Source organism: Pseudomonas syringae group sp. 26L6 (genome assembly GCF_032587815.1).
GTDB lineage: Bacteria > Pseudomonadota > Gammaproteobacteria > Pseudomonadales > Pseudomonadaceae > Aquipseudomonas > Aquipseudomonas amygdali.
This window is the reverse complement of sequence record NZ_JAWHPJ010000018.1, coordinates 586977-609201: the sequence shown is the minus strand read 5'-3', so window position 1 is coordinate 609201 and position 22225 is coordinate 586977. Positions and strand designations below refer to the sequence as shown.

Here is a 22225-nt window from a genome sequence, read left to right as displayed (position 1 = left end):
AGTCTCAAGATGAGTGCCGACGAAAAAAGAATTCGCGATTTTGCTTACCAAATCTGGGAGTCCGAGGGTAAGCCCTCCGGACACGACGAGCGTCACTGGGAGATGGCGCGCAAGCTTGCAGAAGCAGAAGCCCTGGCACCTGACAAGTCCAGCGTGCGCAAGTCAAGCAAGCCCAAGCTGCCTGAAGTAGACAGCGCCAAGGCGCCTGCCAAGGGCGCGGCCAAACCTGTGGCGAAGTCAGCACCAGCAGCAAAGCCAGCGGCCAAGCCCGCAGCTGAAGCCAAGCCAAAGCCAGCGGCCAAGGCGGCTCCCAAGCCTGCTTCCAAAGCCAAGCCGGCTACCGCCGCGCCAACTGATGCCCCAGCCAAGCCTGCTGCCAAGAAGCCACGCAAACCGTCGAATTCTTGAAACTCTTCTGGCCGGGCGCCAGTCCATTGTTGCAGGTCGCACTCTGATCGGAGATGAGGCCTGCTACACCCCCATACTTTATCGTCAATATTGAAGCCTTTGTGGCTTCGATAGCGGCTTTGGCCGCTCAGAAAATCATTCGACGTCAGGAAGTCATCATGAATACGAAGTCCACTACAACGGCAGAAGATAATTCAGCCCCGCAAGACAATCCAGGCAGCACCCCGTCTCGCATTCGTGAAGGACTTCCCTTTCCTCTCGGCGCCAGCTGGGACGGCCTGGGTGTCAACTTTGCCCTGTTTTCGGCCAACGCCACCAAAGTAGAGTTGTGTCTGTTTGACTCGACCGGTGAAATCGAACTGGAACGCATCGAACTTCCGGAATACACCGATGAGACGTATCACGGCTACCTGCCCGATGCGCACCCGGGCCTGATCTATGGCTATCGCGTCTACGGCCCTTATGACCCTAAAAACGGTCATCGCTTCAACCACAACAAACTGTTGATCGACCCGTATGCCAAGCAACTGGTCGGCGAACTGAAGTGGTCTGAAGCATTGTTCGGTTACACCATTGGTCATCCTGACGGCGACCTGAGCTTCGATGAACGTGACAGCGCGCCCTTTGTACCGAAGAGCAAGGTGATCGACGAGGCTTACACCTGGGGCCGCGATCAGCGCGTCGGTACGCCTTGGGACAAGACCATTTTTTATGAAACCCACGTGCGCGGCATCACCATGCGCCACCCGGAAGTTGCCGAAGAGCTGCGCGGCACGTTTGCCGGTCTGGGATCAGCTCCCGTTGTCGACCACATCCGCAAGCTGGGTGTGACCTCCGTCGAGCTGCTGCCGATCCACGCATTCGTCAACGACCAGCATCTGCTGCAAAAAGGAATGACCAACTACTGGGGCTACAACAGTATTGCGTTCTTTGCGCCAGACCCGCGTTATCTGGCGAGTGGCAAGATTGCCGAGTTCAAGGAAATGGTTGCGCACCTGCATCATGCCGGGCTGGAGGTCATTCTTGATGTGGTCTACAACCACACGGCCGAAGGCAACGAGCTTGGCCCTACCCTGTCCATGCGCGGTATCGACAACGCCTCCTATTACAGGCTGATGCCGGACGACAAGCGTTATTACATCAATGACTCAGGCACCGGCAACACCCTCGACCTGAGCCACCCGTGCGTACTGCAGATGGTCACTGACTCCCTGCGTTACTGGGCTTCGGAAATGCATGTCGACGGGTTCCGCTTCGACCTGGCAACTATTCTGGGTCGCTACCACGATGGTTTCGACGAACGTCACAGCTTCCTGGTCGCCTGCCGTCAGGACCCGGTGCTGCGTCAGGTCAAACTGGTCGCCGAGCCTTGGGACTGTGGCCCAGGTGGCTATCAGGTCGGCGGTTTCCCACCAGGCTGGATGGAGTGGAACGACAAGTTTCGTGACACCGTACGTGCCTTCTGGAAAGGCGACGAAGGCCAATTGGCAGACTTCGCGGCACGCATGACCGCCTCCGGCAACATGTTCAACCAACGCGGTCGGCGTCCACAGGCGTCGGTGAACTTCATCACCGCGCACGATGGTTTCACGCTGCACGACCTTGTGTCGTACAACGACAAGCACAACGAAGCCAACGACGAAAACAACCAGGACGGCAGCAACAACAACCTGTCCTGGAACCACGGCGTCGAAGGCCCGACCGAAGACGCGGAAATCAACACCCTGCGTCTGCGTCAAATGCGTAACTTCTTCGCTACTTTGCTGCTGGCGCAAGGTACGCCGATGATCGTCGCCGGTGACGAGTTCGCCCGTACCCAGCACGGCAATAACAATGCCTACTGTCAGGACAGCGAAATTGGCTGGATCAACTGGGATCTGGACGAGGACGGCGCTGCGTTGCTCAAGTTCGTGACCCGCGTGATCAAGCTGCGTCAGACCTACCCGATCCTGCGCCGCAGTCGCTTCCTGGTGGGCGATTACAACGAAGAAATCGGCGTCAAGGACGTAACCTGGCTCGCTCCGGATGGCAACGAGATGAGTGTCGAGCAATGGCACGATGCCAATGGTCGTTGCCTGGGCATGTTGATGGATGGCCGTGCACAGGAAACCGGTATCCGTCGTCCAGGTGCCGACGCTACGCTGCTGCTGGTCGTCAACGCGCACCACGACGGGGTCAACTTCACCCTGCCGGAAGTGCCTGAAGGCACCCATTATGAGTGCCTGATCGACACCAATCAGGATGATGCACGCAGCAAGGAGCACTTTGCGTTCGGTTCGCAATATACCGTCACGCCGCGCTCGCTGCTGCTGTTCGAACTGAAGCGCGAAGACCAGCAATGATTGATGCCTTGAGTGAGTTTCTCGACTGGCGCAAGCACGGTTATGCCGATACGCGTGCGCTGGGCGAGTGCTTGCAGGCATTGGTCAACGAAGGTCTGGATAAGCTCCCCCTGCCTGCCAGCGGTCAGACACTTGAGCGCTGGCGGGCGCTGGCCTGCATTGCAGGCCATGATCTGGGGTTGTGCAAGTTGTACGAGGGGCATACCGACGCCTTGGCGATCATGGCGGAACTGGGTGCCCCGCCCCCCGAACAATTCAGCACCTGGGGCATGTGGGCGGCAGAGCCGCCGCAGGCACGGGTGAATATCAGCGGCACTGGCGATTCACTTCGTCTGAATGGCCGAAAAGCGTGGTGTTCCGGTGCTACGGCCTTGAGCCATGCATTGATCACCACGTGGGATGAAGAACATCGCCAGCAACTGGTGGCGGTGCAACTCGACCAGCCCGGCGTGCATATGACCAGTGATGGCTGGCGCGCAGTTGGGATGGGTGCCACCGGCAGCGTCGAAGTCGTGTTCGAGCACGCTACCGGGCAGGCGATTGGAGCGCCGGGCGGCTACCTGGAACGGCCTGGCTTCTGGCAAGGCGGCATCGGCATCGCGGCGTGTTGGTATGGTGCCTCCCGGGCTATCGCCCAACGCTTGCTGGCACAGGTCGGCAAACGCGAAGAGCCACACGCTCTTGCGCACCTGGGTGCTGTAGATGTCGCGTTGCACGCAGCAATCGATGTACTGCGTGCCGCCGCTGCGCATCTGGATCAGGCCCCGGCTGAAAATGCCGAGGTGCTCGCCAGACGCTGTCGTGCCTACGTGGAGCACGCTGCGGAACTGGTCATTCAGCACGTGGGCCGCGCGGTAGGTGCGGGTCCTTACTGCAAGGACCCGCACTTCGCTCGACTGATCACCGACCTGCCGGTTTTTCTGCGCCAGAGTCATGCCGAGCAAGACCTTGCTGCACTGGGTCAATTGACGGGTAAACGGCTGCCAGCTTTACGCACGTGGTCACTATGAGAGCGTATCTATCATGAGCGAAGGCTTTCTAGTCAGCGACGACGAGTCTGGCCAGGGCACGCCTCTGGCTGCCTGGAACGCCTCTGGCAAACTGCGCAGCGTACCTGCGATTACTGCAGACCTGCTGGTGCCGAACAATTGCAGGGCGGTCATCATCGCCCCGCATCCGGACGATGAAGTACTGGCATGCGGCGGTTTGATGAGCCAGTTGGCGCAGCTGGAACGCAATCTGTTGTTGATCTCGGTCACTGACGGCACTGCCAGCCATCCGGGCTCCACGCTCTGGCCTGTCGAGCGACTGTCTGCAATCCGGCCCCAGGAAAGCGCCGAAGCCTTGAATCGTCTCGATATTCCCCTTGAGCGTCTTGAGTGGCTGCGCTGCGGCTTGCAGGATGGTGCCGTGGCCGAGTCCGAAGATCAGCTGGCAGAGTTTCTTGAACGTCATCTGGGCCCTGCCGACGTGGTGTTCGCCACCTGGGCAGAAGATGGTCATGGCGACCACGAAGCCGTTGGCCGCGCCAGTGCAAGAGCCTGTGCGTCTACCGGGGCGCAGCTTTGCGAAGTACCGGTCTGGGCCTGGCACTGGGCTGACCCTGAAGATGAGCGTCTGCCATGGGACCGCGCACGCAAGTTGCTGCTGGACCCGGCGACCCTTGCTCGTAAACGCAATGCCGCTCAGGCGTTCGTCAGCCAATTGCAGGGTGACCCGGCCATCAGTCTTGCGCCCGTTCTGCCAGCCGTTGTGCTGGAAAGACTGCTGCAACCGTTTGAACTGGTGTTGGTATGAGCGTCGAAGACGGCTATTTCGATGAGCTGTTTCGCAACAACGATGACCCGTGGGCGTTCAAGCAACGCTGGTATGAGCGGCGCAAGCGTGCGCTGACACTGGCCGCGCTGCCCCGTGAACACTATCGCTCGGTATTCGAGCCTGGCTGTGCCAATGGCGAACTCAGTGCCGACCTTGCCGGGCGCTGTGACGCACTGGTGTGCTGCGACACGTCAAATCTGGCGGTGGATCTGGCACGCAAGCGTCTGGCAGGCCTGCCCCATGTGCGCGTGTTGCAGGCCCGTTTGCCACAGCAATGGCCGCAGGGACAATTTGATCTGGTCGTCTTCAGCGAACTGGGTTACTACCTCGACGTCGATGACCTGCACCGCCTGATCGACTGCGTTCTATCCTCGCTTTCACCTGACGGCCAGTTGCTCGCCTGTCACTGGCGCCCTGATATCGAGGGCTGCCCGCTGAACGCGCAGGCTGTACACGATATCCTTGCCGAACGCTTGGCCATGCACCGCCTTTTCAGTCATCACGAACAGGATTTTCTGCTGGACCTGTGGAGTCGTGATGGAACCTCCGTAGCAGAACAGGAATTCTCCGATGATCGGCATTCTGATCCCGGTGCACAATGAAGAGCAGCTACTCGATTTGTGCCTCGAAACGATAAAGCAGGCGGCTGAACACCCGGATCTCAAGGGTGAGCGAGTAGAGGTACTGGTGGTTCTCGACAGTTGCACCGACAGCTCGGCAGACATCGCGCGAGCGCACGGGGTGATGGTCCTTGAGGTCTCGGCCCGCAACGTCGGACAGGCACGCGCCGAAGGAGCAGCTTTTCTCCTCGACCGAGGTGCGCGCTGGCTGGCCTGCACCGATGGCGACAGCACCGTGGCGAATGACTGGCTTGCCGAGCAACTGGCACTGGATGCCGATGCGGTATGCGGGACCGTCATGCCCGGCGATTGGAACAAGGATATCTCTGCGGCTGCGCAGGCGGCTTACCTCAAGCATTACCAGCACCGGGACGGCCATCGGCACATTCATGGTGCCAACCTGGGTGTCAGCTCAATTGCCTATATCAGTGCAGGCGGGTTTCCGGCACTGGCCTGCCACGAAGACGTGCATCTGGTTCGCCAGCTGGAGCTGATCGGCGCGCGGATCGCCTGGAGCTGCCGCCCGCGGGTCACGACCAGTACCCGCCTGGACTCAAAAGCCAGAGGCGGGTTTGGCGACTTTCTGAGTTCGCTGAACGCCTGAAAAGCGCTTATTCGTGATGCGCTGTCTGCATACCTGAATGGTCAGGGTCGGCAGAATTGAGCGCCGTGCTGAAGAAGCGCACAGCTTCTGCGCTCAGGTTGCGGTGAATGTCTTCGCGGTCCACTCCGTCAGGGTCGTTGCACAGTAACGGTGCGCTCGAACGCTGTTCGTCACTGCACGGTGCCATAAAGACAAAGTGCCCTGCCCCCGCCAACAACTTATAGTCCGGTGCCTGCGGCAGTTTGCGCGCCAGCGCTTCGGCGTTGCGGTCGATGGCCAGCAACTGGTCGTCATCCCCGGCATACATCAGCACCGGTACATGCACATCGCCCAGCGTGTGACGGCCGAACATCAGGCTCAACGGGGCCATCAACATCAGCGCACCGACCCTGGGGTCAGCCTGGGCATGCAGGTCATCGCGGTCAGCGACCAGCTCCCCTTGAGTCTTGCAGGCGTCACGGTCCGTGGGGCGTTCGAGGCAATACTGGCGCAGGCGCTGTAGATCAGGCTGCGCGCCCGCAAGAATAAGCGCAGTTTCGCCACCCGCCGAATAGCCGATCACGCCCACCTGACGAGCATTGAGATAAGGGGCAAGCATAGGGTCGAGCAAGGCCGTGCTGATCGCTTCAGAGATCTGCAGCGGGCGACCATACAGGTTACTCAGGCTGCCCAACCGACTGTGATCACGATCATTGTCGCCAGGATGAACCACAGCAACCACCACAAACCCCTGGCGCGCCAATGATGTGGCCAGGTCATGCAACGCCAGCGGTGTACCGGTATTGCCATGAGACAGCAGCAGCAACGGGAACCGGCCCATTGCAATCGGCGCATTTTCGCCGGCCTCGACGCGATAGCCGTGCAGGGTGCTCCACTGCTCACTGGCGGTCGACGGGTAAAAAGCGATGGCCTGCACCGGCTGTGAATCCAGCGGGTCGGGGAAACTCAGCTCGTGATAGCCCGCGCTCCAGGCGTCATCGGCCTGAGCGTGAACCGCAATCAGGCTGTCGAGCAAGCAAACCAGCATCACTGCACAAAGACGTACCATCGAAAGGCCCAACCTTTGCAAATCCGGAGGCTCGCCCGGATAGTCCATTCAGCGCTTGTGTCGAGCATCGTGCTCCAGCGCGCCGCTCTCACCCAGATGAGAGTGTGTAAAACAGAAATAGTGCACAAGCCGGGCCATAAACCGCCCGCTCTTTTCAGCAATCGTGAAAAGCACCACAAAACCGCAAACACAGTGCCGCGAAGATGCAGTTTAGTCCTTGAATAGCCCGCTTACCTGTAAGGAAGCTGTCAAGGTTGAGTACGCTCAAGACTGCGTGCATTTATGCGGCGCACAAAAAAACGCCACAACCCGGCGCACGTTGCTTGCGCGGGTTGTGGCGTTTTGTTCAGACCATCACCGACTCAGGCGGCGAACAGCTCGCTCTCGATATGTTGCTGCGCGGCTGTCATGGCGTTGGCACGCGGTTCTTCACCATAGGCCAGGCCGTGCGCGCGAACAAATTGCAGGTCGGTGATACCGATGAAGGCGAACAGCGCCTTGAGCAGTTCTTCGTGGCCAGCGCCGGTTGGCTGCCCGACGTGCAGGCCACCGGAAGTTGAAACGATAATAACCTTCTTGCCGCCACACAGGCCTTCAGGGCCGGCTTCGGAATAACGGAACGTGCGGCCGGCAACCATGATCCGGTCAAACCAGGCTTTCAACTGGGACGGGATAGTGAAGTTGTACATCGGTGCACCGATCACCAGCACGTCGGCGGCAAGAAACTGCTGCAAGGTGGCTTCATTAGTGTCGACTTCCTGTTGCTGGGACGCATCTCGGGCTTCTACAGGGGTACCCGCTGCGGCAAGACTGGCAGCAGAGAAATGCCCGAGGGCTTCGCTGGCGAGGTCGCGGTAGGTTACCTGGCTGTCGGCATGCGAGCGCTGATAGGCCTGAACAACCTCATGGGTCAACTGACGCGAAGCGGAATGATCGCCGAGGATGCTGGAATCGAGGTGCAATAAATTCATAACGTAGCTCCTTTAAGAAAATCGCCACTTAGCGATGAAGTGGCGAGCATCCTATCCTTGATCGCAATAGATGATTAGTGGTCTTGAATGCGACTGTTCGTTCTATGAAGAGAACAATAAAGCGAGTCGGGACTAAGGCTTAGCTCTTTGAACGAGGTTTCGAACACATCCAGCAGCCCTCTGACCGCGGGAAGCAGCCCACGGCGCGAAGCAAACACGGCGTGCACGATGCCGCACTTTGGCCGATGCTGACTGAACAGTTCGACCAGACGCCCGTCCTGCAAGGCTTCCCGGACAATCAGTTCAGGCAGTTGCGCCACCCCAACCCCTTGCAGGGCGGCCTGCAGCATCATGTCCAGATCCGAGCTGATCAGCCTCGGCGTGTGGCGAATTTCAGCATAGTGGCCGGAAGTAGTTTCCAGCAGCCAGCGATGCTCATGGCTTGAAGACGGCGTGTCGAGGCTGGGCAGTGATGATAGCGCCTCGAGTGTCGATGTTGCGGATAGCCTGGCAGCCAGATCCGGGCGTGCGACCAGACGTTGAGCACTGTGCCCGAGCAACTTGACCACCAGCCCGTCGTCTTCCAGTGGCGGAAAGCGCACACGCAATGCGATATCGATGTTCTCCGTCAGCGGGTCGACGCGGCGGTTGGTGCTTTCGACCTGCACCTGAACCTTCGGGTGATCGGCCGCGAACCGGGCAATGGTCTCGTTGAAGCCCATCGCCGCCAGTGCTGGAGGACAGCTGATCGCCACCCTGCCCTGCGGCTCGGACTTGGAACGCAGAATAGCCTCTTCAGCAGCCTCGGCTTCGACCAGCATTGCCACGCAGTGAGCGTAGTAATCGCGCCCGCTCTCGGTCACGGCGAACGTGCGCGTCGAGCGGTGAATCAGTCGTACACCCAGGCGCTCTTCCAGCCCGGCAATACGACGGCTGAGCTTGGACTTGGGAATCCCCAGTTTGCGGCTTGCTGGCGCAAAGCCGAGGCATTCGACCACCTGAACGAAATAAAACAGATCATTGAGATCAAACACCCGGCCACCTCGCTTTCAGAGCCGCGAGTATGCAGCGCCATGGCAAGCCTCTCAATACCGGGTTTCAGATCCCGTCAGCTCACTCGGCCGTCAGGAATGCCAGCACCGGCACCGTGAATGACTCCCCGGCCTCGACACTGGACAGATGAGCCGCGTGCAATTCGATCATCTGCGAACCTTTAATGCGCTCGACCATAAAAAGCCCATCCGCGGGAGTGGTTACCGCATCTTCAGTACCACAGACGACCAATACCGGCAGCTGGATGGAGGCAATCTGCTCACGGAAATCGGCATCACGCACCGCAGCGCAGTTAGCTGCGTATCCCTGTGGCGATGTGCGGGCCAGCATACCGACAACCGTGTCGACCACAGCAGGCTCGGCGTGCGCAAATGAAGGCGTGAACCAGCGCGCAACAGAAGCATCACGCAATGCAACCATGGCTGACTGCCCGTCACGCAGAACGGTTTCGATGCGAGGGTTCCAGATATCAGGGTTGCCGATTCTGGCTGCCGTATTGCACAGCACGACCTTGCGCAGGCGCTGCGGCGCATTGATCGCCAGCCACTGACCGATCAAGCCGCCCATGGACAAACCACAGAAAAAAGCCGTGTCTATGTGCAGCGCATCCAGCAACGCCAGCACGTCGCGACCATTCTGCTCGATGCTGTAACTGCCCTCGCTGACCAGCGATTTGCCATGCCCGCGCGTGTCGTAGCGCAACACCTGAAAATGACGAATGAACGCAGGAATCTGGTTGTCCCACATATGCAGATCAGTGCCCAGCGAGTTGGACAACACCAGCACCGGCGCACCGGCCGGGCCTTCGAGTAGGTAGTTCAGTTCACCATCGGCGAGTTGCACGGCAGACATTCGAGACTCCGGAGAAGGACAAACCTGCACACTAATGAGTGTCGCAGCAGCATACAATCCGCTGATCGAATATCCGTGCGGCTATCGAACAGCTTACCGCTCGACGCCCCATTGAAGGAGCATTCCATGAACAAGACCCGTCACAAAGAAGACATCGCCCGGTTCTGCCTGGACTTGCCAGGCGCCCGAGAGGATTACAAATGGGGCGGTGTGCGCGTATTTTCCGTTGCCGAAAAAAAGATGTTCGCGGTCATGGACCTGGTCGGCCAGGACCTTTCATTCAAGGTCCATCCGGAACTGTTTCTGGGTTACGTGGATCGACCCGGCATACGGCCTGCGCCTTACCTGGCCCGCGCGCACTGGATCAGCGTGGCAGACCTGCACACACTGAGCGACGATGAAGTGCGTGATCTGCTGACCCGCTCCCACCAGCTTGTAGTCGGCAGGCTACCGAAACGACAGCAGATCGGCTTGAAACTATAAAGGCAACAGCTGTAAAAGCCGCTTGCCCAGAAACAGCCAGTCAAGCCACAGCACCTGATGCGCCAGCACGATCAGCCAGAACACGATCTGGAAAGATACCTTGCGGGTCTTGTGCCGAAACACCTGTTGCGCCAGCAATGCTCCGGGCCAGCCACCGAGCAGCTCGGTGGCATGCAGGACGTTCTCCGGCGTACGCTGACCGCCGTTTCCGGCCTGTCGCTTGTCATGCCTATAGAGCACAAACGCCAGCAGGCTCATGACTATCAAAGCCAGCGCCGGAATCAACGTGACCTGCCTGAACCCCAGCGACGCCGAGCCGTAGACCGGTAGCACACACAGCAGCAGGAACGCCGAGACCTTCAGGCGCAATTGCCGGACCGGTGCCCTGCCCCGACCGGCTGGCCGCTGCGGCTCGCGAGCCCGCGTCATGCCTTGGCCGATGCCCAGTCGATCCAGCCAAACTGCCAGGTCGCCAGAATCAGCAGGCCGAAGGCGATGCGATACCAGGCGAACACTGCATAGCTATGAGTTGCGATGAACTTGAGCAGCGCGCGAACTGCGATCATCGCGAAGATGAACGAGGTAATGAAACCGATGGCAAACACTGCGAAGTCGTCCGGGCGAAACATGTCCCGGTATTTGTAGCCCGAATACACGGCTGCACCGACCATGGTCGGCATGGCCAGAAAGAACGAAAATTCGGTCGCTGCCTTGCGTGACAAGCCGAACAGCAGGCCGCCAATGATGGTCGAGCCCGAGCGCGATGTGCCGGGGATCATCGCCAGGCACTGCACCAGCCCGACTTTCAGCGCATCGCTCCAGGTCATGTCATCGACGGTTTCGGTGCGCACAGTGTGCTCGCGGCGCTCGGCCCAGAGCATGATCACACCACCCACGACCAGCGCCGTTGCCACGGTAATGGCATTGAACAGGTAATGGTGGATGGTATCGGCGAAAATCACGCCCAGCACCACTGCCGGCATGAAGGCGATCAGCAGGTTTAGGGTGAAACGCTGCGCCTGTTGCTGTTTCGGCAACCCCACGACAACGTCGAGAATCTTGCGCCGAAACTCCCAGACCACCGCCAGAATCGCACCCAGCTGGATGATGATATTGAAGGCCATGGCGCGCTCGCCGCCAAAATCGATCAGGTCGGCGACGATGATCTGATGCCCTGTACTGGAGATCGGCAAGAACTCCGTCAACCCTTCTACAACACCCAATATCAACGCCTGAGCAGCGGTCCAAAGATCCATCATTCCCCCATGAAGCGATGCCGCAGGCTCGCTGTTTAATGTTGTCGTATAAAAAATGCTTGCCACTATGCCGTCGCCTGCCTGAACGAAGCTTGAAGAAAGTCGCGCAAATGCAAGGCGCGGAATGCTAGCAGACCTCCGCGCACAAAGCCTGCCGACGTGCAGCCTGACGCAACACAAGCTCCACGCCGCGCGCAGAAGCGCATACAATCGCCGCCCCCGACCCTCACAACCCTAACCAAGGAGCCGCCATGTCCGGGCTTGAACTCTTCGCTGCCGCCATTGGCGTTATCGCGGTCTGGCTGACAGTGAAGCAGAATCCCTGGTGCTGGCCAATCGGGCTGGTGATGGTGGTGATCTACATCTGGATATTCTTCGACGTGAAGCTGTATTCGGACATGCTGCTGCAGGTCATCTATGCAGGCTTGCAGATCTATGGCTGGCTGCAGTGGACTCGCCATGGCGACGGCCTGCCGGTCAAGGCTGTCACTGTGCTGCCGAGCCATTCAGTGCTTAAAGGGCTGGCTGTCGGCGCAGTCATCAGCCTCGCGCTGGGCGCTGGCATGGCGCATTTCACCGACGCCGCACAGCCCTGGCTTGACGCAGCACTCACGGGCTTCAGCCTGGTGGCACAAGTGTGGATGGCACACAAACGCGTTCAGTGCTGGCCGCTATGGATTGTGCTGGATGTGATTTTTGTCGGCCTGTTCATCTACAAAGAGCTGTACCTGACCGCTGCACTCTATGCGCTGTTCACCCTGCTGGCCGTGCAGGGCTGGCGCGAGTGGCGTAACGATCTGGCGCTGGCGCGATGAAAGTCCTGGTCCTGACCGGGCCTGAGTCCAGCGGCAAGAGCTGGCTGTCGGCCGAAATACAGAATCGGTTCGGCGGCTTGCTGGTCGGCGAATATGTACGTCATTTCATTGATCAACAGGGGCGCGATACCCACTACGCCGATATTCCGGCCATTGCTCGGGGCCAGCTGGACTGGGAGGATACTGCCCGCGCCAGCGAGCCGCACTTGCTGATACTCGACACACACTTGCTGAGCAATGTGCTCTGGAGCCGCACCCTGTTCGGCGACTGCCCGGCGTGGATCGAACAGCAACTGCTGAACCGCTCCTACGACCTGCACCTGCTGCTGTCGCCCGAGGGCGTGGACTGGATCAGCGACGGGCAACGCTGCCAGCCGCAGTTGCGCGAACGCCAGGCCTTCTTCGACAGCAGCCGGGAATGGCTGGACCACCATCGGCAGGCCTATAAGGTGCTGGGCGGTGACTGGCCGCAGCGCCGCGAGCAGGCGATGACGGCTGTCTCCCAGTTGCTGGGAGTTCAGCGAATCTGATGCTTGTGTAACAGCCGATAGAAGGTCGGTCGCGATATGCCCAGAACTCTGGCCGCCACACTCAGATTGTCACTGTGGCGGGTCAATACGTCGCACAATGCCTGACGTTCGGCACGCGATTTATATTCCTCCAGCGTGCCCATGCTGCCAGCACTGTCCTCTTCGCCCAGCAAGCCCAGGTTTGCCGCTTCTATCTGTCGGCCTTCGGCCAGCAGCAGCCCGCGCCGTACCCGACCGGCCAGCTCCCGCACATTACCCGGCCAGTCGTGCTTGCCCAGCGCCACCAGCGCATCCTGGCTGAAACTGCGTGCTCGCCTGCCGCTGTCCTGACTGTAAAAATGGGCGAAATGATTGGCCAGCAACGCCAGATCGCCATGACGCTCACGCAACGGCGCCACCCCGACCTGCAGCACATTGAGCTGGTAATACAGGTCTTCACGAAAGCGCTTTTTCCGCACAGCCGTTTCAAGATCCTCACGGGTCGCGGCCAGCACCCGCACATCCACTGCAATCGACTCACCGCCGCCCAGACGCTCGATTTGCCGGTCTTCCAGAAAGCGCAACAGCGACGTCTGGGTTTCCAGCGGCAGATCACCGACCTCGTCAAGCAGCAGCGTGCCGCCGTCAGCAGCTTCAAGCAGCCCGATCCTGTGCGCTTGAGCACCATCAAACGCATCATCCTCATGACCGAACAGCTCGGACTGGATCGAATGCCCGGTGAATGCACCGCAATCCACGACAACAAACGGTTTACCGCGTCGCTGAGACTGCACATGCAGGCTGCGTGCTATCAGCTCTTTGCCCGTACCTCGCTCGCCCCGAATCAATACCGGTGAATCGATAGGTGCCAGCCGGCTCAACAACTTGCGCAGCTCACGAATGGGCCGACTGTCGCCCAGCAGCTCGGGCTCGGCCTCGGAAAGCGCCAGCCCGCCTTGCGCTTCGGGGCGGCCAGCCGCGAACGCTTTGTCCAGCGTGCCATGCAACCGCGTTGCATCGAAAGGAAGGGCGTGAAAATCGAAAAACCACTGGCAAACGAAATCGCCTATTTTTTCGCGTTGCAGATCGTTGGCTGACAGCACTGCAACCCAGCGCATGTTGCTATGGGCGACAAGCTCTTGAAGCCTGGGCAATTGTTCGAAATGACCGGACGTCAGTCGAATCAGGCCCACGTCATGATCGGGACTGAAGGTAGAACCTGAGGTGCTTTCCTGCACCGTCCATCCGGCATCACTCAAAGCAGGAATCAGAGGATGACAGTCGTCACCGCCGTCGATGATTAGCAGACGTCGCGTTGGGGCCGATCCATGCATGAAGTTTCCTTGGCGCCCGACGTGGAGTTGGATTTTTAAAAGCTTTTCATAAACAGCATGTTGGCGAGCCCAACTATCACCCTAGCAACTTTTTGACGCAGCGTTGTACCGTTTGGGTCTAACGCTCATAACCCTCTGTCACTAACGCCGTCGCTGCTGAAGGATGTTTATTTGCAAGGTCACGCGGGCGACCCTTGAAAAAAATTCGCATATTTTTCGTTGAAGGGTGTGACTCATGCCCCCTTGTCGTTCATCAACACAAGTAACCAGCCGGACGGTCAGCCCGCCGCCGTGACTGAATTGATATGGGCACTTGAGGAAAAAACCATGAACGCCCCACTGCGCTTCAACGATGCACTTTTGATCGCTGGACACGCTTTTGAACCCTTCCAGTGTGTTGCCTGGGCACCACAGGATGGTAACGGCGAACTGAGCCTGACGGTGATCGACCGCACCAGCAACCGTATCGGTCGCAAGCAGATCCCGAGCAGCACCTATTCAGACAAGCGGCAACTGGCCAGCGCTCTGGAACAGGCGCGTGCAGAAATCAGCAACGAAGGCTACGACCTTGAGCCTTGGACCATGCCAGCCTGACGCAGGTTTGAGCGTTGCCCGTGCACTGCAACTGACTGTCGTGCCAATGCTTCAGCGCATTGGCACGCAGTTCCAGAACTGCCAGACCTGATAGCTCAAACCGGTTTCAGCTCATCAATGTGCTGATAATCAGCCCCCAGGCTGGACGCCAGTTCCCGCGCCCTGCCCAAGCGGATCGGGCCTTTCTCGATATCGATCAACACACTCGCGCAATTGAATGCAGGCAGAACGGGTAACTGCTTGATCCTGCCATCGGTCAGCACCAGAACCCGCTGCTGCTCGGCCGGATAGCGTTTTTGCCGCTTTGCCAGCCATTCACCGGCCTGCTGAAGCGCTGCAGACAGTGGCGTGCCGCCGCCCGCACCCAGTGCATCCAGCCATGGACTCAATGCCGAGGACGCTTTCAGGCCCTGATGTTGCCAGCGTGGCGTGTCACCGCTGGCGGTCAGCAAGGCAAGACGCGCGCGGCGTCGATACGCATCGTCGAACAATTGCGACAACAGCCCCTTGGCCTGGCTCAACGCCTGATGGCGCCGTGTAGAAGCTGAAGCATCGACAATCACCAGCAATAACTCACTGGGACGGCTGCTGCGCGGCTGGCGAATCAGGTCCTTGCGGCTTTTCGGCCGACCGCGCAACAGTGTGGGCAACCATTGCACCGGGCCATCAGCACCGGCACGCATGGCCCCTTGTCTGCCAGTGGCCAGTCGACCAGGACGGGGAACGGCATCCGCCCCCTGCGCGATACGAGGGCGGATGCCTAAGGCTTTTTTGGCCAGCTCGGCACTTCGCGGCGTGCGCCGGTAGTGACGGCCTGGGCGGGCAGCTCGCCCCAGTTGCCCTGCCCGCTTTCAGGGTCGGCCTGCCTGCTGGACGATCCGGGCGGCGGCGCTTCCGGGTTTTGTGGTGGCGGGGCTGGCTCGCGCCGTCGATGACGCAAGGCAAACTCGGCGACCGCTTCGATGTCCTGTTCTTCAATTCGACCGGCACCACGCCATGCAGCATGGGCGCGCGCGGCGCGCAGCCAGACCAGATCGGCGCGCATACCGTCGACACCTGCAGCAAAGCATCGCTCGGTGATCATTGCCAACGAGTGGTCATCCAGCTCGATACCTGCCAGCAGCTGACGCGCCTGCTCACAACGAAGCCTCAAGGCGTCCTGCTGCGCTTGCCATTGCTGGCAAAACATTACCGGATCGCTGTCGAAATCCAGACGGCGACGGATGATCTGACTGCGCTCGGCAGGCTGGGTCTGGCCACTCAATGCGACGTTCAAGCCAAAGCGATCCAACAACTGCGGGCGCAATTCGCCTTCTTCCGGGTTCATGGTGCCGATCAGTACGAAGCGCGCTGCATGGCGATGGGAAATACCATCCCGCTCGACCATATTGACGCCGCTGGCAGCAACGTCCAGCAACAGGTCGACCAGATGGTCGGCGAGCAGATTGACCTCATCGACATACAGCACACCGCCGTCGGCCTTGGCGAGTACACCCGGGGAAAATTGTGCACGACCCTCGGCCAGCGCGGCGTCCAGATCCAGCGTGCCGACCAGACGCTCCTCAGTAGCACCCAGCGGCAAGGTGACGAACTGACCACTGGCCAGCACATCGGCCAACCCCCGCGCCAGCGTCGACTTGGCCATGCCCCGAGGCCCTTCGATCAATACGCCGCCGATGCGCGGGTCAATGGCGGTCAGGCACAACGCCAGCTTCAGGTCATCGGCACCGACCACAGCGGCCAGCGGAAAATGTGGAGTTTCGGTGATGTTCGGGTCAGGCAAGGTCATCAGTTCTCTTCTATGTCCAGGAGCAGGTCTTCCAGCGCCTGCTGATACTCGCCCGGCTCCTGCCAGAGGCCGCGCTGCTGGGCTTCGAGCATGCGCTCGGTCATGTCGCGCAAGGCATCGGGATTGTGCTCGGCGAGGAAATCACGCGTGGCCGGGTCAAGCAGATAGGCGTCGGCCAGCAGCGCGTACTGGTGATCATCGATCAGCTCGGTCGTCGCATCGAAGGCGAACAGGAAATCCACCGTGGCGGCCATCTCGAACGCGCCTTTGTAGCCATGACGTCTGGCCCCGTCGATCCATTTCGGATTCGCTGCGCGCGAGCGTATCACCCGGTTCAGCTCTTCCTTCAGGGTGCGGATTTTCGGCAGGTCCGGCTGGCTGTGATCGCCATGGTAACTGGCGGTCTTCTGCCCGCTGAGGGTTTCCGAAGCCGCGAGCATGCCGCCTTGGAACTGGTAATAATCGTTTGAATCGAGCAGGTCGTGTTCGCGATTGTCCTGATTCTGCAGCACGGCCTGCACCTGAGACAGACGCTGGGCAAAGCGCTGCCGCGCAGGCGTACCTTCATCGGCCGCGCCATAGGCGTAGCCGCCCCAGTTCAGGTAAACCTCGGCAAGGTCCTCACGGCTCTGCCACAGACGGCCGTCGATCGCGCCCTGCACGCCAGCGCCATAGGCACCGGGCTTGGCGCCGAAGATCCGCCAGCCCGCCTGACGTGCCGCTTCGTCTTCGCTCAACCCTTCTGCGATAAAACCTTGTCGTTCTTCTCGCACCCTGGCCGCCAGCGGGTTCAGGTCGTCCGGCTCGTCCAGCGCGGCAACTGCCTGCACCGCAGCGTCGAACAGCTTGATAAGGTTGGCGAAGGCATCACGGAAAAAGCCGGACACCCGCAATGTCACGTCCACTCGCGGACGGTCCAGCAGGCTGACCGGCAGAATCTCGAAATCATCGACCCGCTGGCTGCCCGTCGCCCAGACCGGGCGTACGCCCATCAACGCCATCGCCTGAGCGATATCGTCACCACCGGTGCGCATGGTCGCCGTGCCCCAGACCGACAGCCCCAACTGACGCAGGTGGTCGCCATGGTCCTGAAGATGCCTTTCCAGCAACAGGCTGGCGGACTGGAAACCGATACGCCACGCCGTGGTGGTCGGCAGATTGCGGACATCTACGGTAAAGAAGTTGCGCCCCGTGGGCAGAACGTCCAGACGCCCCCGACTCGGCGCGCCGCTGGGGCCTGCAGGAACGAAGCGGCCGCTCAGAGCATCCAGCATGCCCTGCATTTCGCCGGTGCCGCAGGCGTCCAGACGCGGCGCGACCACTTCACGCAGGCTGTCGAGAATCAGTGCCAGATCATCGTCGACCGGCAGGTCATGCAGCGCTTCGCCTTGGGTCACGCGTTCGATGAGGGCAGCGGCGTAAAGCTCAAGCCGCTCACGCGCATCACCGGCAGTGCGCCACGGGTCACTGCTGACCACCAGCAACGCAGCGGGACGCGCGCCGGTCCAGGGCTCGGCCAGTTCGCAATCCAGCGGGTCAAAATCCAGACCGAACGCTTTGCTCAGCGCCCGTAACAGACTCGACTGCGCGCCGCGCCCGTCGCCGCGCGGGATGCGCAGCAGGGCCAGCAAGGTGTCGGTGCGCAGGCGGCCTCGCGGCGACTGACCGAAGATGTGCAGGCCATCGCGAATCTGCGACTCTTTCAGGTCACACAGGTAAGTGTCCAGACGCGGCAGCCACAGCGCCGCATCGGCGTCGCTGTCGAGGTTTTCGCCCAGAGCCAGCTCGCGATCTATATGGGTTTCACGGACCAGTTCAAGAATATCCCGTTGCAGCTCGCGCGCGCGGCGCGGATCCAGCAGTTGCGCCTCATAGAACTCGTCGGCGAGCAGTTCCAGATTGCGCAGCGGGCCATAGGTTTCCGCACGGGTCAGGGGCGGCATCAAGTGATCGATGATCACCGCCTGGGTGCGCCGCTTGGCCTGTGCGCCCTCGCCCGGATCATTGACGATGAATGGATAGATGTTCGGCATGGCGCCCAGTACGGCGTCCGGCCAGCAGGTTCGGGACAGGCCGACGCCCTTGCCCGGCAGCCACTCAAGGTTGCCGTGTTTGCCGACATGCACCACGGCATGAGCGCCGTACGCCTTGCGCAGCCAGAAGTAAAACGCCAGATAACCGTGGGGCGGAACCAGATCCGGGTCGTGGTACACCGCGCTGGGGTCGACCTGGTAGCCACGCGCAGGCTGAATGCCAACGAAGGTCAGGCCAAAGCGCAGCCCGGCAATCATCATTCTGCCACTGCGAAACATCGGATCGCTGTCCGGCGCGCCCCAGCGGGCATTCACGGCATCACGGTTTTCCTGCGGCAGCTCGTTGAACGCCGCCAGGTATTCCTCCAGTGCCATGCTTTGCTGGCAGGGCCGCAGGTCAATGCTGTCCAGATCATTGGTCACGCCACCCAGCAATTGCTGGATAAGCTCGGTGCCGCTGTCCGGCAACTGTGCCAGCGGATAACCCTCGGCCTGCATGGCGCGCAGGATGTTCAGCGCCGCAGCAGGCGTGTCGAGCCCCACACCATTGCCGATGCGCCCGTCGCGGGTCGGATAGTTGGCCAGGATCAACGCCACACGCTTGTCGCCGTTGGGCAGCCGCGCCAGTTCGATCCAGCGCCGCGCCAGTTGCGCGACAAAATCCATCCTGTCCGGCTGGGCGCGGTAACACACCACGTCCGACTGGCTGCGCTCGCTGCGCCAGGCCAGGTCCTTGAAACTGATCGGTCGACTGATGATCCGCCCGTCCAGCTCCGGCAAGGCAATGTGCATCGCCAGATCGCGCGCACCAAGGCCCTGTTCACTGGCCTGCCAGGCAGGTTCGTTGTCCTGCGCGCAGATCGCCTGAATGACCGGCACGTTGCGCCGAAACGGGCGCAGATGCGGCGCTTCCGGGCTCGACTGGGCAAAGCCTGTGGTGTTGAGGATCAGCTCGGTTTCAGCCTCGTCCAGCCAGTTCTCCACCTGAGTGAAACAGCCGGGTTCCTTGAGACTGGCAACGGCAATGGGCAACGGGTTAATGCCGTGTGCCTGCAAGCGAGCGCAGAACTCGTCGATAAAACCGGTATTGGCGGCCTGCAAGTGCGAGCGATAAAACAGCAGCGCCGCGACGGGCTGCCCTGCAACCCAGTCGGCTTGCCAATCGGTGAGCTGCGCACTCGCCAGTCGAGGGTGGTAAATGGCTGTGCGTGGCAACGGTTGGGGCTCGGTCCAGGAATAGTCCCGGTCCAGCCAGCGGCTGGCCATGCAACGATACATTTCCAGCGCATTCTGCAAGCCGCCCTGACGCAGAAACTGCCATAGCCGGTCGCGTTCTGCGGCAGGCACTGTGCTCAGGTCGCTCAGTTCAGGATCAGGGCGGTCATCACCGGGCACCAGAATGACCTGAACCCCGCGTGCCGCCAGCTCCATCAGCCGCTCGACGCCGTAACGCCAGTAACCAATGCCACCGTGCAGGGAAATCAGAATGACCTTTGCGTGGCGCAGCACCTCATCGACATACAAGTCGACAGAGGCGTGATTCTGTACCTGCATCGGGTTGGCCAGACGCAGGCTCGGGTAGTCGTCAGGGAGCTGCCGGGCAGCTTCGGCCAGCAGCGCCAGGCTGGAGTCTCCGCTACAGAGAATCACCAGCTCGGCCGGGGTCTGGCCCAGATCGGCAATGCTGTCGTCGGGTACGAAACCGCCGGGCTGGGTTCTCAGTAAATGCATGGGATCAGCCGACAACCGCAGCGTTGAGCTGCGCTTGCAGGGCCACGGCGTCCAGCTCCTGACCAATCAGCACCAGATGCGTGGCACGCTCTTCGTCGGCGCGCCAGGCGCGGTCGAAGTGCTTGTCGAAACGCGTACCCACACCCTGGATCAGCAGGCGCATCGGCTTGCCGGGAATGGCCGCGAAGCCCTTCACCCGCAGAATGCCGTGCTGCACGACCAGTTGATTCAGTGCGTCGAGCAACAACTTTTCATCGGCCTGAGGCAATTTCAGGGAAATCGAATCGAAAGCATCGTGATCGTGGTCATCATGATCGTCCTCATCGTGATGATCATGGTGGGTCTTGCGACCATCGATGTGCAGCTCGGACTCGGCGCCAACACCCAGCAGTACGCTGATCGGCAGACGACCGCTGCTGGCTTCAATCACCTTGACGGCTGGCGGCAGTTCTTCGGCAACTTCGGCACGCACCGCTGCCAGACCTTCGGCGTCGATCATGTCGGCCTTGTTGAGGATGACCAGATCGGCGCTGGCCAGTTGATCAGCGAACAGCTCGTGCAGAGGCGACTCATGGTCCAGATTCGGGTCGAGTTTACGCTGCGCATCGACCTGATCGGGGAACGCAGCAAACGTACCGGCCAGTACCGCAGGGCTGTCGACGACAGTGATCACCGCATCGACCGTGCAGGCGTTGCGAATTTCCGGCCACTGAAAAGCCTGAACCAGCGGCTTGGGCAATGCCAGCCCCGAGGTTTCGATCAGGATGTGGTCCAGATCGCCACGGCGAGCGACCAGCTCGCGCATGACCGGGAAGAACTCTTCCTGCACCGTGCAGCACAGGCAGCCGTTGGCCAGCTCATATACCCGGCCGTTGGCCTCTTCTTCGGTGCAACCGATGGTGCACTGCTTAAGGATTTCTCCGTCGATGCCCAGTTCACCGAATTCATTGACGATGACCGCGATGCGCCGCCCTTCGGCGTTATCGAGCATGTGCCGCAGCAGGGTGGTTTTGCCCGAGCCGAGGAAGCCGGTGACGATGGTGACGGGAAGCTTGGCCAGTGTTTTCATCAGGTGCCCTTTGGCAATGCGGCGGGCAAACAGGACGAGAACCGCGTGCCTGGCACACGGATCGGATCGCCACCGGATCACCCCGCCCGGTTGTAGTGAGAATTCGCAGGCTTTTTGGTCAGCCCGGTTCGAGGCAGGTCTCCTGGCTCACGGCGGCATGTGGCAGGCAATCAAGACCGTGCCGACACGCATTCATCGCGCCTTCCCGCCGTAGCAGTGGCTGTGCAATGAACCTCACCGTTTACAGTTGCGGGGGCAGCTGCGGCGTGTACCGCATTCCCGTCTTAGCTCCATGTGTAACGCTTTACGCATGGAGAACCTCGAACCGGCAAGGCTACGCAGTGACCGCAGACAGGTCAATCGTTCAGATTGACGATTCCCCGCCGCCCATGCTCTCCTGTACGCCTTGTTTCGGGTGCCCCTCACGGGGTGAAACGGGAAACCGGTGCGCTCACGCTGTCGAGCAAGTCCGGTGCTGCCCCCGCAACGGTAAGCGAGAGAAGGTCTTATCCACTGTGCCACGGCATGGGAAGGTGACCTTGCAGGCCTTGAACGCGCGACGTTTGAGCCCCTCGCGAGCCCGGAGACCGGCCCGACATCGTTGAATGACAAACCCGCGGTGGGCGGGCGCAGTTGAAACCTTCGGCGTCTGCCGGCAGGTTCCTTTGCGCGTGGCCCGCTTGCCAATTACCAAGAGGGATCGCCATGTCGACCATCAGCAGCAGCCACGCCGCCACTACCAGCTCCACACGCACTCAACGCCTGACAGCCGCCATCAGCGCTGCGCTGCTGGGTGCATGTCTGGTGTACTTCGCCGGTTTCTCGCACATCGCGGCCGTACACAACGCCGCACACGATACCCGTCACAGCGCTGCCTTTCCTTGCCATTAAGGACT

22 protein-coding genes and 2 riboswitches are annotated in these 22225 nt (G+C 60.6%); of the genes, 11 read left to right on the top strand and 11 right to left on the bottom strand.

Annotation, left to right across the window (positions count from 1 at the left end; genetic code table 11):
• The first annotated feature begins 9 nt into the window (after positions 1–9).
• From RYA97_RS10345 to RYA97_RS10320, 6 genes are all read left to right on the top strand, one after another.
• A complete protein-coding gene (locus tag RYA97_RS10345) occupies positions 10–408 on the top strand; it encodes a DUF2934 domain-containing protein (RefSeq protein WP_005756649.1) in 399 nt (132 codons plus the stop codon).
• A gap of 158 nt (positions 409–566) precedes the next feature.
• Positions 567–2750, top strand: a complete 2184-nt coding sequence (gene glgX / locus RYA97_RS10340; protein ID WP_004667555.1) for a glycogen debranching protein GlgX — start codon at positions 567–569, stop codon at positions 2748–2750.
• Positions 2747–3760 carry a hypothetical protein gene (locus tag RYA97_RS10335; protein ID WP_060407070.1) on the top strand — a complete coding sequence of 338 codons (1014 nt, stop codon included), beginning with the start codon at positions 2747–2749 and terminating at the stop codon, positions 3758–3760. Before glgX ends, RYA97_RS10335 begins: the two co-directional genes overlap by 4 nt.
• A gap of 13 nt (positions 3761–3773) precedes the next feature.
• The gene (locus tag RYA97_RS10330; RefSeq protein WP_117139370.1) at positions 3774–4547 is read left to right on the top strand and encodes a PIG-L deacetylase family protein; all 774 of its coding nucleotides are present in this window, start codon (positions 3774–3776) and stop codon (positions 4545–4547) included.
• The gene (locus tag RYA97_RS10325) at positions 4544–5170 is read left to right on the top strand and encodes a class I SAM-dependent methyltransferase (protein WP_117139371.1); all 627 of its coding nucleotides are present in this window, start codon (positions 4544–4546) and stop codon (positions 5168–5170) included. Before RYA97_RS10330 ends, RYA97_RS10325 begins: the two co-directional genes overlap by 4 nt.
• Positions 5139–5792 carry a glycosyltransferase gene (locus RYA97_RS10320; RefSeq protein WP_002553273.1) on the top strand — a complete coding sequence of 218 codons (654 nt, stop codon included), beginning with the start codon at positions 5139–5141 and terminating at the stop codon, positions 5790–5792. Before RYA97_RS10325 ends, RYA97_RS10320 begins: the two co-directional genes overlap by 32 nt.
• Before the next feature lie 7 nt (positions 5793–5799).
• Here RYA97_RS10320 and RYA97_RS10315 read toward each other — a convergent pair whose 3' ends face one another.
• The 4 genes from RYA97_RS10315 to pcaD all read right to left on the bottom strand — a co-directional run bounded on the left by RYA97_RS10315 (position 5800) and on the right by pcaD (position 9716).
• Positions 5800–6840, bottom strand: coding sequence for an alpha/beta hydrolase family protein (locus RYA97_RS10315; protein ID WP_005745161.1), 1041 nt, complete (start codon positions 6838–6840; stop codon positions 5800–5802).
• Between the two features lie 362 nt (positions 6841–7202).
• Positions 7203–7811, bottom strand: a complete 609-nt coding sequence (locus RYA97_RS10310) for an FMN-dependent NADH-azoreductase (protein ID WP_004658567.1) — start codon at positions 7809–7811, stop codon at positions 7203–7205.
• A gap of 74 nt (positions 7812–7885) precedes the next feature.
• Positions 7886–8845, bottom strand: coding sequence for a LysR substrate-binding domain-containing protein (locus tag RYA97_RS10305; protein ID WP_057405060.1), 960 nt, complete (start codon positions 8843–8845; stop codon positions 7886–7888).
• Positions 8846–8924: 79 nt separating this feature from the next.
• Entirely contained in the window at positions 8925–9716 is a 792-nt protein-coding gene (pcaD, locus tag RYA97_RS10300; protein WP_005745164.1) for a 3-oxoadipate enol-lactonase, read from the bottom strand.
• Positions 9717–9842: 126 nt separating this feature from the next.
• On the opposite strand from pcaD, the gene RYA97_RS10295 reads away from it, so the two are divergent.
• Complete coding sequence (locus RYA97_RS10295; protein WP_002553268.1) at positions 9843–10199, top strand: MmcQ/YjbR family DNA-binding protein; 357 nt, start codon at positions 9843–9845, stop codon at positions 10197–10199.
• On the opposite strand, the gene RYA97_RS10290 is transcribed toward RYA97_RS10295, so the two are convergent.
• Complete coding sequence (locus tag RYA97_RS10290; protein ID WP_002553267.1) at positions 10194–10628, bottom strand: DUF1294 domain-containing protein; 435 nt, start codon at positions 10626–10628, stop codon at positions 10194–10196. The genes RYA97_RS10295 and RYA97_RS10290 overlap by 6 nt on opposite strands.
• Complete coding sequence (locus tag RYA97_RS10285; protein ID WP_054078925.1) at positions 10625–11455, bottom strand: undecaprenyl-diphosphate phosphatase; 831 nt, start codon at positions 11453–11455, stop codon at positions 10625–10627. Before RYA97_RS10285 ends, RYA97_RS10290 begins: the two co-directional genes overlap by 4 nt.
• A gap of 251 nt (positions 11456–11706) precedes the next feature.
• Here RYA97_RS10285 and pnuC point away from each other — a divergent pair, with 251 nt between their 5' ends.
• Positions 11707–12270, top strand: a complete 564-nt coding sequence (pnuC, locus tag RYA97_RS10280; RefSeq protein ID WP_005731787.1) for a nicotinamide riboside transporter PnuC — start codon at positions 11707–11709, stop codon at positions 12268–12270.
• Positions 12267–12800, top strand: coding sequence for an AAA family ATPase (locus RYA97_RS10275; protein WP_117139374.1), 534 nt, complete (start codon positions 12267–12269; stop codon positions 12798–12800). Before pnuC ends, RYA97_RS10275 begins: the two co-directional genes overlap by 4 nt.
• On the opposite strand, the gene RYA97_RS10270 is transcribed toward RYA97_RS10275, so the two are convergent.
• Positions 12788–14113 carry a sigma-54 dependent transcriptional regulator gene (locus RYA97_RS10270; RefSeq protein WP_117139375.1) on the bottom strand — a complete coding sequence of 442 codons (1326 nt, stop codon included), beginning with the start codon at positions 14111–14113 and terminating at the stop codon, positions 12788–12790. The two genes, RYA97_RS10275 and RYA97_RS10270, sit on opposite strands and share 13 nt — an antisense overlap.
• A 327-nt stretch (positions 14114–14440) precedes the next feature.
• Between RYA97_RS10270 and RYA97_RS10265 the strand changes: the two genes are divergently transcribed.
• Positions 14441–14707 carry a hypothetical protein gene (locus tag RYA97_RS10265; protein ID WP_003315350.1) on the top strand — a complete coding sequence of 89 codons (267 nt, stop codon included), beginning with the start codon at positions 14441–14443 and terminating at the stop codon, positions 14705–14707.
• 95 nt (positions 14708–14802) lie between these two features.
• Here the strand turns inward: RYA97_RS10265 and RYA97_RS10260 are convergent, their stop codons facing one another.
• The 4 genes from RYA97_RS10260 to cobW form a co-directional block, all read right to left on the bottom strand.
• The gene (locus RYA97_RS10260; protein ID WP_005745170.1) at positions 14803–15390 is read right to left on the bottom strand and encodes a vWA domain-containing protein; all 588 of its coding nucleotides are present in this window, start codon (positions 15388–15390) and stop codon (positions 14803–14805) included.
• 77 nt (positions 15391–15467) lie between these two features.
• Positions 15468–16496 carry an ATP-binding protein gene (locus RYA97_RS10255; protein ID WP_117139376.1) on the bottom strand — a complete coding sequence of 343 codons (1029 nt, stop codon included), beginning with the start codon at positions 16494–16496 and terminating at the stop codon, positions 15468–15470.
• Positions 16496–20260, bottom strand: coding sequence for a cobaltochelatase subunit CobN (gene cobN, locus RYA97_RS10250; RefSeq protein WP_117139377.1), 3765 nt, complete (start codon positions 20258–20260; stop codon positions 16496–16498). The genes RYA97_RS10255 and cobN overlap by 1 nt, the downstream gene beginning before the upstream one ends.
• Positions 20261–20264: 4 nt before the next feature.
• Complete coding sequence (cobW, locus tag RYA97_RS10245) at positions 20265–21329, bottom strand: cobalamin biosynthesis protein CobW (RefSeq protein ID WP_057423593.1); 1065 nt, start codon at positions 21327–21329, stop codon at positions 20265–20267.
• A 114-nt stretch (positions 21330–21443) separates the two neighbouring features.
• A riboswitch (cobalamin riboswitch) is annotated at positions 21444–21667 on the bottom strand.
• Between the two features lie 58 nt (positions 21668–21725).
• Positions 21726–21940, top strand: a riboswitch (cobalamin riboswitch).
• 94 nt (positions 21941–22034) lie between these two features.
• Here cobW and RYA97_RS10240 point away from each other — a divergent pair.
• Positions 22035–22220, top strand: a complete 186-nt coding sequence (locus RYA97_RS10240; protein WP_002553258.1) for a CbtB domain-containing protein — start codon at positions 22035–22037, stop codon at positions 22218–22220.
• Positions 22221–22225 lie beyond the last annotated feature (5 nt).

Coding starts and splice junctions, on each gene's coding strand:
- RYA97_RS10255 (WP_117139376.1), bottom strand. CDS start 16,496: ATGACCTTGCCTGACCCGAACATCACCGAAACTCCACATTTTCCGCTG.
- pnuC (WP_005731787.1), top strand. CDS start 11,707: ATGTCCGGGCTTGAACTCTTCGCTGCCGCCATTGGCGTTATCGCGGTC.
- cobN (WP_117139377.1), bottom strand. CDS start 20,260: ATGCATTTACTGAGAACCCAGCCCGGCGGTTTCGTACCCGACGACAGC.
- RYA97_RS10260 (WP_005745170.1), bottom strand. CDS start 15,390: ATGCGTGCCGGTGCTGATGGCCCGGTGCAATGGTTGCCCACACTGTTG.
- RYA97_RS10270 (WP_117139375.1), bottom strand. CDS start 14,113: ATGCATGGATCGGCCCCAACGCGACGTCTGCTAATCATCGACGGCGGT.
- RYA97_RS10265 (WP_003315350.1), top strand. CDS start 14,441: ATGAACGCCCCACTGCGCTTCAACGATGCACTTTTGATCGCTGGACAC.
- RYA97_RS10310 (WP_004658567.1), bottom strand. CDS start 7,811: ATGAATTTATTGCACCTCGATTCCAGCATCCTCGGCGATCATTCCGCT.
- RYA97_RS10315 (WP_005745161.1), bottom strand. CDS start 6,840: ATGGTACGTCTTTGTGCAGTGATGCTGGTTTGCTTGCTCGACAGCCTG.
- RYA97_RS10325 (WP_117139371.1), top strand. CDS start 4,544: ATGAGCGTCGAAGACGGCTATTTCGATGAGCTGTTTCGCAACAACGAT.
- RYA97_RS10295 (WP_002553268.1), top strand. CDS start 9,843: ATGAACAAGACCCGTCACAAAGAAGACATCGCCCGGTTCTGCCTGGAC.
- RYA97_RS10320 (WP_002553273.1), top strand. CDS start 5,139: ATGATCGGCATTCTGATCCCGGTGCACAATGAAGAGCAGCTACTCGAT.
- RYA97_RS10345 (WP_005756649.1), top strand. CDS start 10: ATGAGTGCCGACGAAAAAAGAATTCGCGATTTTGCTTACCAAATCTGG.
- RYA97_RS10335 (WP_060407070.1), top strand. CDS start 2,747: ATGATTGATGCCTTGAGTGAGTTTCTCGACTGGCGCAAGCACGGTTAT.
- RYA97_RS10290 (WP_002553267.1), bottom strand. CDS start 10,628: ATGACGCGGGCTCGCGAGCCGCAGCGGCCAGCCGGTCGGGGCAGGGCA.
- RYA97_RS10240 (WP_002553258.1), top strand. CDS start 22,035: ATGTCGACCATCAGCAGCAGCCACGCCGCCACTACCAGCTCCACACGC.
- RYA97_RS10330 (WP_117139370.1), top strand. CDS start 3,774: ATGAGCGAAGGCTTTCTAGTCAGCGACGACGAGTCTGGCCAGGGCACG.
- cobW (WP_057423593.1), bottom strand. CDS start 21,329: ATGAAAACACTGGCCAAGCTTCCCGTCACCATCGTCACCGGCTTCCTC.
- glgX (WP_004667555.1), top strand. CDS start 567: ATGAATACGAAGTCCACTACAACGGCAGAAGATAATTCAGCCCCGCAA.
- RYA97_RS10275 (WP_117139374.1), top strand. CDS start 12,267: ATGAAAGTCCTGGTCCTGACCGGGCCTGAGTCCAGCGGCAAGAGCTGG.
- RYA97_RS10285 (WP_054078925.1), bottom strand. CDS start 11,455: ATGGATCTTTGGACCGCTGCTCAGGCGTTGATATTGGGTGTTGTAGAA.
- pcaD (WP_005745164.1), bottom strand. CDS start 9,716: ATGTCTGCCGTGCAACTCGCCGATGGTGAACTGAACTACCTACTCGAA.